Source organism: Treponema sp. UBA3813, from assembly GCA_002368605.1.
Classification (GTDB): domain Bacteria; phylum Spirochaetota; class Spirochaetia; order Treponematales; family Treponemataceae; genus Treponema_D.
Genome location: DFEB01000063.1, coordinates 1 through 12,761, shown reverse-complemented (window position 1 = coordinate 12,761; position 12,761 = coordinate 1). Strand labels below are relative to the sequence as shown.

Annotated in this window: 11 protein-coding genes; 8 read left to right on the top strand and 3 right to left on the bottom strand. The window is 44.0% G+C overall.

Going from position 1 to position 12,761, the window contains the following annotated elements:
- Positions 1 to 1,522, bottom strand: a 1,522-nt coding sequence (locus B2089_RS09785) for a phosphoenolpyruvate carboxykinase (GTP) (protein ID WP_296687068.1), incomplete at its 3' end; no start/stop codon positions are given.
- A 106-nt stretch (positions 1,523 to 1,628) separates the two neighbouring features.
- Here B2089_RS09785 and B2089_RS09780 point away from each other — a divergent pair.
- Complete coding sequence (locus B2089_RS09780; protein WP_296324477.1) at positions 1,629 to 3,101, top strand: prolyl oligopeptidase family serine peptidase; 1,473 nt, start codon at positions 1,629 to 1,631, stop codon at positions 3,099 to 3,101.
- A gap of 54 nt (positions 3,102 to 3,155) precedes the next feature.
- The gene (locus tag B2089_RS09775; RefSeq protein ID WP_296324479.1) at positions 3,156 to 5,378 is read left to right on the top strand and encodes a SpoIIE family protein phosphatase; all 2,223 of its coding nucleotides are present in this window, start codon (positions 3,156 to 3,158) and stop codon (positions 5,376 to 5,378) included.
- Here B2089_RS09775 and B2089_RS09770 read toward each other — a convergent pair.
- The gene (locus B2089_RS09770; protein ID WP_296324481.1) at positions 5,375 to 6,679 is read right to left on the bottom strand and encodes a M18 family aminopeptidase; all 1,305 of its coding nucleotides are present in this window, start codon (positions 6,677 to 6,679) and stop codon (positions 5,375 to 5,377) included. The genes B2089_RS09775 and B2089_RS09770 overlap by 4 nt on opposite strands.
- A gap of 48 nt (positions 6,680 to 6,727) precedes the next feature.
- Between B2089_RS09770 and B2089_RS09765 the strand changes: the two genes are divergently transcribed.
- Positions 6,728 to 7,657 carry an ABC transporter permease gene (locus tag B2089_RS09765; RefSeq protein WP_296324483.1) on the top strand — a complete coding sequence of 310 codons (930 nt, stop codon included), beginning with the start codon at positions 6,728 to 6,730 and terminating at the stop codon, positions 7,655 to 7,657.
- 1 nt (position 7,658) lies between these two features.
- A complete protein-coding gene (locus B2089_RS09760; RefSeq protein WP_296324486.1) occupies positions 7,659 to 8,447 on the top strand; it encodes an ABC transporter ATP-binding protein in 789 nt (262 codons plus the stop codon).
- A gap of 1 nt (position 8,448) precedes the next feature.
- Here the strand turns inward: B2089_RS09760 and B2089_RS09755 are convergent, their stop codons facing one another.
- The gene (locus tag B2089_RS09755; protein WP_296324489.1) at positions 8,449 to 8,898 is read right to left on the bottom strand and encodes a hypothetical protein; all 450 of its coding nucleotides are present in this window, start codon (positions 8,896 to 8,898) and stop codon (positions 8,449 to 8,451) included.
- Positions 8,899 to 9,086: 188 nt separating this feature from the next.
- On the opposite strand from B2089_RS09755, the gene gltX reads away from it, so the two are divergent.
- From gltX to B2089_RS09735, 4 genes are read left to right on the top strand one after another with little or no spacing between them, the layout of a single operon-like run.
- The gene (gene gltX / locus B2089_RS09750) at positions 9,087 to 10,658 is read left to right on the top strand and encodes a glutamate--tRNA ligase (RefSeq protein WP_296324492.1); all 1,572 of its coding nucleotides are present in this window, start codon (positions 9,087 to 9,089) and stop codon (positions 10,656 to 10,658) included.
- A gap of 30 nt (positions 10,659 to 10,688) precedes the next feature.
- Positions 10,689 to 11,291: a hypothetical protein gene (locus B2089_RS09745; RefSeq protein ID WP_296324495.1), complete on the top strand. Its 603-nt coding sequence runs from the start codon at positions 10,689 to 10,691 to the stop codon at positions 11,289 to 11,291.
- A gap of 27 nt (positions 11,292 to 11,318) precedes the next feature.
- Complete coding sequence (locus tag B2089_RS09740) at positions 11,319 to 12,002, top strand: HD domain-containing protein (protein ID WP_296687060.1); 684 nt, start codon at positions 11,319 to 11,321, stop codon at positions 12,000 to 12,002.
- 20 nt (positions 12,003 to 12,022) lie between these two features.
- A complete protein-coding gene (locus tag B2089_RS09735) occupies positions 12,023 to 12,553 on the top strand; it encodes a DUF456 domain-containing protein (protein ID WP_296324500.1) in 531 nt (176 codons plus the stop codon).
- Positions 12,554 to 12,761: the final 208 nt, after the last annotated feature.

Sequence of the window (12,761 nt, the reverse complement as noted above, 5' to 3'; positions counted from 1 at the left end):
CCTTGCGGAACCAGTTAACGTAGAAGATCTTTGGCAATTTGTCCTGATCTTTTGCAGCCTTACCAACATTAACCCAGTGCTGGAAGTAGTCGCCCATGTTGTATCCACAGAATGGGAGGATAGCGAACGGGTCGCGGCGGATTTTTCCGACTTCGCTAGCATTGATTGTTGAAGCAGCTGTGATTTCTGAACCAACGATAGAACCCAAGAATACACCGTGATTCCAGTTGCGGCTCTGATGTACGAGAGGTACAGTTGACGGGCGGCGTCCACCAAAGAGGATAGCAGAGATAGGTACACCTTTTGGATCTTCCCACTCTGGAGCGATACACGGACACTGATTTGCAGGTGCTGTGAATCGTGCGTTCGGGTGAGCGAATTCCTCGCCTTTTGGTGATTTGTCTTTTGGAAGAGCGTCACGCTTGTTGCCTTTCCAGTCAACAAGCTTGCCCTTAGCTGGGTAGCCGATTCCTTCCCACCAAACATCGCCGTCTTCTGTAAGAGCACAGTTTGTGAAGATTGTGTTCTTTGAAGCTGAAACGAGAGCGTTCTTGTTGCTTTCTGCAGAAGTTCCCGGCGCAACACCGAAGAAGCCTGCTTCTGGGTTGATAGCGTAGAGGCGGCCATCTTCACCGTATTTCATCCAAGCGATGTCATCACCGATTGTCTCAACCTTCCAGCCTGGGATTGTCGGGATAAGCATAGCGAGGTTTGTTTTTCCACATGCTGACGGGAATGCGCCAGTAACATATTTGACTTTGCCCTCTGGGTTTGTGAGCTTGAGGATGAGCATGTGCTCAGCAAGCCAGCCTTCTTCGTGAGCGATGACAGAAGCGATTCGTAGAGCGAAACATTTTTTGCCAAGCAAAGCGTTTCCGCCGTATCCTGAACCGTAGCTCCATACGAGGTGCTCCTCTGGGAACTGAGAGATGTATTTCTGCTCAACTGGAGCACAAGCCCAAACACCGTTGTCTTTTGCGCCGTTGTTGAGTGGTTTACCAACTGAGTGGAGACATGGAACGAAGTTATCGTCAAGATACTTCCATACTTTTTCGCCGGCGCGAGTCATGATGTCCATGTTGAGAACAACATACTCTGAGTCTGTAAGCTCGATACCGCACTTAGAGATTGGTGAGCCGAGAGGACCCATGCAGAACGGAATGACATACATTGTGCGTCCGTGCATACAGCCCTTGTAGAGGCCTTTCATTGTAGCCTTGAGCTCAACAGGGTCAATCCAGTTGTTTGTCGGGCCCGCATCTTCCTGTTTTTTAGAAGAAATGAAAGTTCGTTTTTCAACGCGAGCAACGTCAGAAGGATCTGAACGGAAGAGGTAGCTGTGTGGTTTTTTAGCCAATGGAGTAGCCAAACCAGAGTCAACGCACTTTTTAACGAGAGCGTCGTATTCAGCAGCTGAACCATCACAAACGACAACATTGTCAGGTTCACACATTTTTACGCATTCTTCGACCCACGCTTTGATTTTTGCGTTGGGGATTTCTGCAACAGTTTTAATAGCCATCAAAATGCTCCTTAAAATCAAAATTTGTTAGCATTATACACACTTTCAAAATTTTATTAAAGAGCAAAATATCGACACAAAAGAAATTCATTTATACAATATAAACATGAAGAGATTTCAGCTTGCTTTCCTTTTTTTAATTTTCCTTCCGACACTCGCCTCCGCCCAGCTTTTCAAAGAATCAGCAGAACCAGATTCAAACCAAAGCGTCGTCTATATCGGCTCTTATGATTGGGGCGCATGTGTTGAAAAATTCGTCGTAAATGTCGGTCACCAGATTTCTCCGCAGCTAATCCGCGCAAAAGATTTCGAAATAAGCAGAGTCCTTTATCCAAAAAATGCAGGTATCGGCGTAACAAAGGGAAGTCTTTCCGTAACAGATGCATTCTGTTCAGACTCAATGGGGCGACAAATCCCAAGTCCAAGCAATTTCATCACAATTATTACAGATGTTCATCCAAAAGCCGAACACTCAAATCCATTTGTATCTATCACGCTGGGAAGTTTCCGCTCTTACTACGGCTACAAAATCGAAAACGACAAACTCGATATTTCCGTTAAAAACATAAAGGCCTTTGTAAGCAAAAATGTGTCCAAGTTCAAGATTCAGACATTTTCATGTATTGTTCCGGCAAGCGATGAAGAAAAGGAAAATCCAAAATACAAGGAAGAAAATCTTACCATATCCTATGCAAGCTATATTCCGAACACTTCTGATTCAGAGTCTCAAAAAATCCCATTGATTCTCTGGTTTCACGGACTAAAAGAAGGTGGCTCTAATATCTATGATGTTTTGATGGGAGTAAAGGCAAATGCCCTTGCGGATGAGCAAATTCAGTCCTATTTCAAAGACGGAGTAGCTATCCTTGCCCCCCAAAGTAAAAGTTCATGGCTGGAATCAAATGAAAAAGGAATTGGCGGAGTAAGATATTGGACTCCAGTAGACAAAAATGCCCCTGTCGATAAAATTAAAAAACCGCTTGAAAAGTTTCTCAGCAAAATTCTCGTGACAGAAGACAAGCCAAAAAAAGAAAAGATTCCCTTTGCGGCTGAGTCATTTTACACGGAGCCGATAAAAGCCCTTCTCGATGAATTTATTGCGGAGCATCCGAATATTGATACGAAAAGAATCTATGTTGGGGGATGTTCCGCCGGTGGCTATATGACAATGAATATGCTGATTAAATATCCAGAAGTTTTTGCTGCCGCATTTCCGATTTGTGAGTATTACCTTGATTCAAAAATAACTGACGGACAAATCAAGGAACTGGCGAAAAAGCCATTATGGTTCACTTACGCCCTTAATGACGGAACCGTAAATTCTCAGAAAAATTCAATCGCAACTATCGAACGGCTCAAGGCAGCTGGTGCAGAGAAACTGCATGTCTCAGAATTCAGGAATGTCGTTGACAAAAGCGGCTTGTACCTCTTGGACAGAAGTGCCAGCCCTAAAGACGAAAGCTACGGTCTCCCCTATGAATATGACGGTCATGAAAGCTGGATTTATCTTTTCAACGATCAATGTATGGACGGCGAAACAAAACTCTTCTCATGGCTTAGTGAACAAAAAAATCCGTAACAAAGAGCGAATAAAAAAGTTTAAAGCTTTGAGATTATAGTTTATAATAGGATTATGCGGAATTTTATTCGCTACGGCAACAAAACACTTTTTTGTATTCTCTTTTTTTTCTCCTTCTTTTTTTGCTCTTGTGGTCCAAAGGAGACGCCTAAACTTATCATCGGTCATGATTTTTATTATTGGGAAGCCCCTGCCGAAGCAACTTACGGCGACGCAATGAAAAACGCCCGCTTTTTCAAAAAACTCGAAGATTATTCAGCAACGAATTTAAAACGCGTTCTCGGAGGTGGCACGCATTATGTCTGGATTCGGGCAGAATTTGAAATCCCGGAAAATTTTAAGCACAGACCGCTGGGTCTCGTCATTCCCCACATGCGCTTTGCCGAGCAGGTTTTCTGTAACGGAGCATTCATCTCTCAGTACGGTGATTTTCCTCCCAACGAGCAATCAACGCTCTTTAAGGCTCACTTTTTCAGCTTCCCGGTAAATATTCTCAATCAAGAAGGCAAAAATACCATTCTAATCCGAATCTACGCTCAGGGCTCCAGCGGCATTTCAAGCCATGCCTTCATTCAGCCCACACAATTCGCCTACCCAAATTTTGAATCAATCAATTTCCATCATACTCGCGTTTACATGTTCTTCGTGGGGATTCTGTTCTTCACTTTCATTCTCTTTCTTTGTTTCTACCTGAATGTCCGTGAATTTAAAGAATTCCGCGATTTTGCTATCATCAATATTTTTACGTCTTTCTTCCTCATGCCTTTCTTTGCAACAGAACTTCCAATGTATACAGACGGTGCGATTCCATTCCTGCCCTTCATGAAGCTTACCATGTGTATTCCGCCTTATTTTATGGTTTACTTCGCAACGCTATTTGCAATCGACTATCACAGAAAAAAGTATACAAGCCGATACAAACTGCTTCGGGTGGGAGTGCTTGCCGCCCAGGTTATAGTGACTCTCCTTGCCCCAACCTACGATGCCCTCACTAAAATCACGCCTTATATGCTTGCCCTTCTCGGATTTCAGGGATTTATCGGGGCATCAGTTGTAGTTCATGAATTCCGAAAAAAAGAATCCCGAAGCACCTCCATTCAGTTTATATTGGGCTTCCTTCCGCTCTTCATTTCGGCTGCCATTGACATAACAATCCGCCTCATAGACAACACAAGGGAATATCCATATTTCTCAATCTTCGGCTGGCAGATTTCAATCGCAATTTTCATTGTTTTGCTTGCAGTCCGATTCGCAAACATTTATAAGCACAATGAACGGCTCTCAAATCATCTTTCTGAAGAAGTCGCCGCCGCTACGCTCGATTTGAAAGACGCAAACTATGAGCTGTCTCTCCTAAACGAAAGACTTGAAAAAGATCGGAAACACTCGGAAATGGATTTGGAAATGGCCTCTGTCGTGCAACGAAACTTCTTCCCGCGACCAAACAAGCATTTCCGCGGTTGGGAAATTGCAGTCTGCTACTCTCCGGCAGCAAAAGTCTCAGGGGATTTTTATGACTATTACAACTACAACGATATTTTAAATGGAATCTCTCTTTTTGATGTTTCAGGACACGGTCTTTCGGCAAGTCTTGTCACCATGCTTTCAAAAAATATCATTTCCCGCGTATTCCAAACAGGTTTCCGACGAAAAGAATCAGTTGACCGTATTCTCACCAAAATAAATAACATGATTCTTTACGAAAAAGGCGACATAGATAACTATATGACAGGTATTCTCTGCCGTTTTGATGACAGCAACGAGGGCGGAAAATGCAATATAGAGTTGGGAAATGCAGGACATCCTTATCCCCTCAAATTCAGTTTACGAGACAATGAAGTCTATGAACTCAAGGGAAATGACGGCAAGCCTCACTACGGAGCAATCGGCATGAAAGGAATCACAGTTTCTTTTGCCCGCTCAAATTTCTCAATGACAACTGGAGACATCCTTGTTCTTTACACTGACGGAATAACTGAGGCGACAAATCCAAATCAAGTGCAGTTTGGTACAAGCAGCATGAAAGAAATAATAAAAAAAAATCACGCCCGCCCGTCAAGCGAAATCATAGGTCTTATCATAGACGAACTGGAAAAATTCACAGAATACAAGCAGCTTGACGACGATATTACTCTTATCATCGCAAAACGCACCAACGAAGCGGAATTTGTCGCCGACGAAGAGCATTTTGAGGAAGCCGAAGAAGAAATTGAAGAGCTTACCGATGCCGAAGATACAAATGCCGAAAACGAAGCTGAGGCAAGCGATAACGGCTAATTCACGGTCACAGAGCCTTTGTAAAATTCCCCTACGGCACGAATCATAAAATCAAGGTCTTTTGCGCCTGCGCTTTCGTAGGGTGAGTGCATTGCCCACTGAGCCAGTCCTATGTCCACGCAGGAAATCGAAACATGATTCTGACTTATATTTCCCAGAGTTGAGCCGCCGGGGACATTTGAATTGTTTGTGTAAATCTGGAAAGGAACTCCCGCCTTTTTGCAGACTTCCTTAAAGATAGCCGAAGAAAGGGCATCGCTGGTGTATTTTTGTGCCGCGTTGAATTTAATGACGATACCGCCGTTAACTTTTGGACGATTCACAGGATCTGCCGAAGAAACATAATTTGGGTGAACGGCATGAGCATTGTCCGCAGAAAGCATGAGGCTCTTGGAAAGGGCGATTTTGTATTCCTCTGGCGTCCAAGAAAGTTTTTCTGCGATGCGGGAAAGAGTGTCGCTCAGGAAAGTTGAGTCCGCGCCCTGACGGCTGGAGCTTCCCACTTCCTCATTGTCAAAAAGGCAGTAAAGGGGAAGAGGATTTTCTGAAATGCTTTTGGAAGTCGCGGCGAGGAAGCCCTGCAAAGTTGAGTAAGCACATTCCAAGTCATCAAGTTTTGGAGAAGAGATGAATTCATTTTCTGCCCCCCAAAGAGAAGGATGGCTTCTATTATATAGAAACAAATCATGGGAAATTATGTCGCTTTCAGAAAGGCCTGCCGACTCTGCCACAAGGGAAAGAAGATTTTTCTTTTCGTTCAAAGTGAGCACCGGGCGGATTTCATTCTGAACATCGATTTTATGCCCTTCGTTCGCCTCCCGGTTCATGTGGATGGCAAGATTCGGAATCATCACTAAATCCCGGCCAATGTTGGCGAGAATTTGCCGCAAGAAAGATTTTCCATTTTCGTTTTTACGGACAACTACCCGGCCGGCCACAGAAAGGGGGCGGTCAAACCAGGGCTGAATCAGCATACCGCCATATTTTTCCACATTGAGGACAAGGCTACCTGCCGAGGCAATTTCCGGATTCTCCTTGATTTTAAAAACCGGAGAATCAGAATGGCTGGCCGTAAGCAAAAATCCATTTTTGGGAGAGGGATTTTGAGGAAGGGCGAAGGCAATGAGGGATGAGGAATTTCTCGTTACGAAATATTTTCCGTCCTTTTTAAGATTCCACATTTCGCTTTCGGAAAGCTCCGCGAAACCATTTTCTTTTAGGATATTTGAGATTTCAGCCACCGCATGGAAGGGGCTGGGAGATTTTTTAATAAAGGAAAAGAGATTTTCAACTGTGCTCATAAGAGAATTGTAGCATAGTAAGAAAAACTGTGCTATAATTGAAATATTATGAACATCTTAAGTATTTTAGGTGCGGCTCAGGGCGCTGTCGCACAAGGCCTCCTTTGGGGAATCATGACGCTCGGAGTTTACCTCACTTTCAGAATTCTTAACATCGCTGACATGACTTGTGACGGCTCGTTTGCTCTCGGCGGCTCAACTTGCGCAATCCTTATCACAAAAGGCGTAAATCCACTTGTTGCAATTTTAGTTTCTTTTTTAACAGGTCTGGTAGCAGGCTTGGCAACGGCACTCATGCACACAAAACTCAAGATTCACGAAATTTTGGCAGGAATTCTTTCCATGATTGCCCTTTATTCTATTAATATCCGCATAATGGGAAGATCAAACACTCCGCTTTTGGGCGTGGACACAATGATGACAAAAATGCAGGGCGTCTTCCATATCTCACCAAATGTCGCTTCTTTTATCATCGGTTTGATTTTCGGAATCGCCCTTATCGCTGCCCTCTACTGGTTCTGCGGCACTGAAATCGGCTCTTGTATCCGAGCGACCGGCAACAACGAAAAAATGGTTCGCGCCATGGGCGTTGACACTGACAAAATGAAGATTTTAGGCCTCATGATTTCCAACGGCCTTATCGCCCTTTCAGGCGCACTTGTCGCCCAGCAGCAGGGCTACGGCGATGTAGGCATGGGAACGGGAACAATCGTAATCGGCTTGGCTTCAATCATCTTGGGCGAGAGCATTTTCGCCTATTTCAACAAGCGCTTTGCCTTCTATGTCACTTTGCTTTCAATTCTCCTTGGCTCGGTGGTTTACCGTCTGATTATCGCAATCGTTCTCCAGCTGGGTCTTAAATCAAGCGACCTTAAATTGCTCACGGCAATCATCGTCGTTATAGCTTTGGCAATTCCTGTCTTAAAATCAAAAGCACCAAAAAAGAAAAACGCAATCGTCGAAAAGGAAGGAAAATAAAATGCTTGAAATCTCACATGTATCAAAAACCTTCAATCCAGGCACCATCACAGAAAAAAAGGCTCTTCACGATATAAACCTCACCCTTGAAGACGGTGATTTCGTCACGATTATCGGCGGCAACGGAGCGGGAAAATCAACCTTGCTCAACTTGATTGCAGGCGTTCATACCTGCGACACCGGCACGATTAAACTTAACGACCGTGACCTTACGGAAATGCCGGAGTACAAGAGGGCTGCATTTTTGGGCCGAGTTTTTCAGGATCCGATGATGGGAACTGCGGCAAATATGGAAATCGAAGAAAATCTCGCCATGGCCCTTCGTCGGGGAAACACACGCACACTTAAATGGGGAATCAAAAAGGAAGAAAAAGCAATTTATCGGGAAAAACTAGCTATGCTGGACTTGGGGCTTGAAAGCCGCCTTACCAGCAAAGTCGGTCTTCTTTCTGGCGGTCAGAGACAGGCGCTCACCCTTCTCATGGCAACACTGAAAAAGCCGGAACTTCTCCTTCTTGACGAGCACACGGCTGCCCTTGACCCAAAAACTGCGGCAAAAGTCCTTGAACTTACCGAAAAATTCGTTGAACAGGACAAACTCACTGCTTTCATGGTCACTCATAACATGAATCATGCTATTCATTACGGAAACCGCCTCATTATGATGATGAAGGGGCATATCGTTTATGATGTTCGTGGCGAAGAAAAAAAGAAGCTGAAGCCAGAAGACTTGCTTGAAAAGTTCAATGCGGCCGGAGAATTGAACGACCGCATGATGTTGGGTGAATAAATTACTTAACAGATTTGAGCATATATAATTCATCTGTTTTAGGATTATAATAGAAGGTGTACAAGTAAATTGTTGTGTCATCCTTTCCGGTTACTCGGTAAGTAGTGAAAGCATACTTGTAGCCTTCTTTTTTCATCATGGGCTTTAACTCTTCGTCCCAGAGTTTTGTGATTTCACCGCCATTAAAATTGTAATACTCGGTGATTGTTTCATGGGGACCCATACCCCAGCCAGCAGATTTGAAAAGCTGGATTGTGCGATTATCGCGCTGAGTGTCGTTTTTGAAAGCATAAAATTTAAAGCTTTTTCGGAACTGTTTGACCTTAAATTCATACCACTGGTAGTTTTCATCTTCAAGACCTGAAATTTTCGTTTGATTCTTTGCCTGGGAAAATGAAAAAGCCGAAACGATAAAAAGCACGGCGCATACAGAAAGAATTTTTTTGAACATAATTAGCTCCTCTAGTAAGATATTATAACATTATAACACAGAAAAACACGAAAATATACAGATTATTTTCACAATGCCATTACCTTTGTATCGTTGAATTATTTTCATATTTTTAAAGTCTATGGAATATAAATCTGATTTTTACTATAATGAATTCAATTTACTTTATATTTTACAGAGGCTTTTTTATGTCAGAAGTTAGAGTTCGATATGCACCGTCACCAACAGGAATGCAGCACATCGGTGGCGTTCGCACGGCACTTTTCAATTATCTTTATGCCCGAAGTCAGGGCGGAAAATTCATTCTCCGCCTGGAAGACACAGACCGCACCCGATACGATGAAAAATATGTCCAGAATCTTTACGACACCATGGCCTGGCTTGGCATTGAATGGGACGAAGGCGGCGAAAAAGGCGGTGAATACGGCCCTTATGTTCAGTCAGAGAGATTTGAGCTTTACAAAAAATACGCTCAGGAACTGGTAGACAAAGGCGAGGCTTACTACTGCTTCTGCGATGCTGAGCGACTGGAGCGAATCAAAAAAATTCAGACCGAAAACAAAATGGCTCCAGGCTACGACAGAAACTGCCGCCACCTCACACCGGAGGAAGTAAAGGCAAATCTCGACGCTGGAAAACCTTATGTTATCCGCTTAAAGGTTCCTCTTGAAGGCGAGACGACTTTCCACGATCACCTTTTGGGCGACATCACCTGGAAAAACGAGGATATTTCCCCGGATCCGGTTTTGCTCAAAAGCGACGGATTCCCCACATATCACTTGGCAAACATCGTTGACGACCACTTGATGAAGATTTCTCATGTCATGCGCGCTCAGGAATGGATTCCTTCTACCCCGCTCCATGTGCAGATGTACAGAGCTTTCGGCTGGGAGCATCCTGAATTCTGTCACCTTCCAATGGTAAACGGAAGCGACGGTAAAAAGCTCTCAAAACGACACGGCTCTACGTCTCTCAACGAATTCCGCGCGAGAGGATATTTGCCACAGGCTATCGTAAACTATGTGGCTCTCTTGGGTTGTTCTTACGAGGAAGGCCGGGATTTCTACACTTTGGACGAGCTTGCCCAGAGGTTCAAGCTGGAGCATCTTAACAAGGCTCCGGCTGTTTTTGACTACAAAAAGCTGGAATTCTACAACGCAAACTATATCCGCCAGCTTTCAACAGAAGAGCTTTACAAGTGGACTCTTCCCTTCATCACGGGAACTGGCGACGCAACTCTTGAAATCAACCCTGAAAATCCCCAGCCAAAGCCAAATGTGGGCCCGGAATTCTCAGGCGTGGCACTGGGCGAAGACGGCGAGCCTTACTGCGTAGACAAGAGCATGAACATGACAAGTGCCGATGTCAAAAAGACTCTCATGGGTCTTATGCCTCTCATTCAGGAACGACTCAAATTCCTCACCGAGGCGGCAGAGATGGTTCACTTTATGTTCACGGAGCCTGCCGTTCCCCCAGTCGAGCAGCTTATCCCCAAAAAGCTTGACCAGGCAAAAACAAAAGAAGTTCTGGAGAATGCAAAAGAATTCGTGGCAAAAGTATTCGAACTTGACCACGAGGGAGCCGAGAACTTCGCAAAAGCAAAGGCTGAGGAGCTTGGAATCAAACTTGGTGACTTCATGATGCCTGTCCGTATGGCCGTCACTGGAAGCCGGGTTTCTCCACCGCTCATCGGTTCAATCGCCGTTCTTGGAAAAGAGCGTGCTTTGGCTCGTCTTGAACGAACTATAGCAACGCTTTAAATAAAATCATTTTAAAAGGAGAGAGTTTTTATGAAAAAAACTTTTCTTTCATCGGTCGTGCTTTGCCTTATGGCGGCATTTTTAGTCGGTTGTGCCTCAACTCCAAAAGAGCCACGCTCAATCAAATCAAACGCTTCTAAGGTAAAGAAGATTGCTACTGCCGTAGAACTTGCAGAAAACTACGAAATGGAAATTCTTTTCTCAACACAGAGGGAAACAAATGAAAAGAATTTTTCATTAAAAGACGGGAATTTTATTTCTCAGGATATTTTCATTGCAAGAGGCAGAAATTCTGACGAAGCGGTAGTTTTTATTACCCTCCAAGATCCGAATCAGAAGAATTCAAAATCTGAAAGAATTCAGTTTTCCTATGTCTCTATAAACGGTGAAAAGACATCTGATATCGATAAGTATTATCTGGAATTCGGAAAATTTTATTTGAAAAACACTTCAAAAAACTGTGAATTAGATTCAAGCGCTTACGAAATAAATGCAGGAGCTTACGATAAATTCACCAGAGCTTTAGCCGGAACCAGAGAGTTTCTCAAAGATGCTGTAAACAAGAGATTTGGTCTTGTACTCGATGAACCGATAAATCCCGTACAACAGGCAACAATAGAAAAAAAAGAATAACTTAGATAAATAAAAATGGCAGAAATTATGAAAGAACAGGTAGATTCTCTTCTCGCAATTTATGATGAAAGAAAGCCAATTCAAAAAGACGGAACTTTTTCCCAAGAATCAGTACAGGAAACAATTCTCTCTATGGCAGATTTTATCATATCAGAAAAGGAATCACTTTCCAACCTTAAAGACTGGATGGACTCTCATGATTTCTGGACAAGCCCGGCAAGCACCCGCTTTCACGGAAATGTAAAGGGCGGACTTGCCGCTCATTCTCTCTTGGTGGCAGTTCAGGCCCTTCGCTTTGCCATTCCATTCGCAGAGAATTTCGCCCTTTCAAAGCAGGCCGGAAACTTTTCTTTCACGGCGGAAGATGTCTTTATTTCTGGAATCGCCCATGATTTCTGCAAGGCCGGCACTTACGCCACCGAAAGCCGCAAGACCAAGGATTTCAACGGCAACTGGAAGTATGAGACATATTACAAAACAAAGAATGATGTAAGGAATCTGGGGCACGGAAACGAATCGGTTCTTCTCCTGCTTGAGTCCATGCCCCATCTCCTTAAAAACCGCACGGTAATCGAGGCAATCAGCCGTCACATGGGATTTTCTGATTTAAGTCCCATGGAAAGCTACAATTATTCAAATCTTCTTCAAAATCCACTGGTTTTATTAATTCAGCTGGCAGACCAAACTGCAGCCCAATGGTGGGATTTGTAGAAAGTTTTAAGGGGGGAATGATGAATTTCGACATCACTTTTTTCTTTGCACTACTGGCAGGGCTTCTTCTTTTCATTGGCTTAATCGGTACAGTCTTGCCTGTTTTGCCTGGGCCGCCAATCGCCTGGGCAGGTCTTCTTGCGGCGCATTTTTCGGTCTATTCTCAGATTGAAGTTTGGATTTTGATTGTGACCGGAATAGCAGCCGTTTTCGTTACTGTAATCGACAATATTTTTCCTTCGCTGATGACAAAAAAGGCCGGAGGAAGCAAGGCGGCCACATGGGGCTGTACGATCGGTCTTATCGTCTCTTTCTTTCTCGGCCCGATTTTCATTCTTATCGCCCCATTTGTGGGAGCCTACATCGGCGAGATGATTCACGATTCTTCTGACGCAAAAAGAGCACTCAAAGCCGCATTCGGAGCATTCAAGGGCTTTTTGCTTGGAACCGGCTTAAAAATCATTACGGTGATGTGCTTTATCTGGATTTTCGTCTGGAGCCTCATGCAAAATCATTCAGAAGAAGTTATGACAAGCGTGAGTGCACTATAAAAAAAGCCCTTCCGAAAAGGAAAGGCTTACTTCACTACAAAATCACAAACCACCCGTCAAACGGGTGGTTTGAACACAGCCTATAAGGCTCGGTTCCCAAGCTGAGACTTAAGTCCCGGCTTTCACTGACGTTCAAGTCTATTGCAGATTGACTCGTCGCAGCCCCTGAAGGGGCGTTCGTATTACTTACTACCCTTGAAAGGGTCTT

What these genes read in the sequence shown, in the direction of transcription:
- B2089_RS09735 (WP_296324500.1), top strand. Translation starts at nt 12,023, where the DNA reads ATGAATTTCGACATCACTTTTTTCTTTGCACTACTGGCAGGGCTTCTT.
- B2089_RS09780 (WP_296324477.1), top strand. Translation starts at nt 1,629, where the DNA reads ATGAAGAGATTTCAGCTTGCTTTCCTTTTTTTAATTTTCCTTCCGACA.
- B2089_RS09745 (WP_296324495.1), top strand. Translation starts at nt 10,689, where the DNA reads ATGAAAAAAACTTTTCTTTCATCGGTCGTGCTTTGCCTTATGGCGGCA.
- B2089_RS09755 (WP_296324489.1), bottom strand. Translation starts at nt 8,898, where the DNA reads ATGTTCAAAAAAATTCTTTCTGTATGCGCCGTGCTTTTTATCGTTTCG.
- B2089_RS09740 (WP_296687060.1), top strand. Translation starts at nt 11,319, where the DNA reads ATGAAAGAACAGGTAGATTCTCTTCTCGCAATTTATGATGAAAGAAAG.
- B2089_RS09775 (WP_296324479.1), top strand. Translation starts at nt 3,156, where the DNA reads ATGCGGAATTTTATTCGCTACGGCAACAAAACACTTTTTTGTATTCTC.
- gltX (WP_296324492.1), top strand. Translation starts at nt 9,087, where the DNA reads ATGTCAGAAGTTAGAGTTCGATATGCACCGTCACCAACAGGAATGCAG.
- B2089_RS09770 (WP_296324481.1), bottom strand. Translation starts at nt 6,679, where the DNA reads ATGAGCACAGTTGAAAATCTCTTTTCCTTTATTAAAAAATCTCCCAGC.
- B2089_RS09765 (WP_296324483.1), top strand. Translation starts at nt 6,728, where the DNA reads ATGAACATCTTAAGTATTTTAGGTGCGGCTCAGGGCGCTGTCGCACAA.
- B2089_RS09760 (WP_296324486.1), top strand. Translation starts at nt 7,659, where the DNA reads ATGCTTGAAATCTCACATGTATCAAAAACCTTCAATCCAGGCACCATC.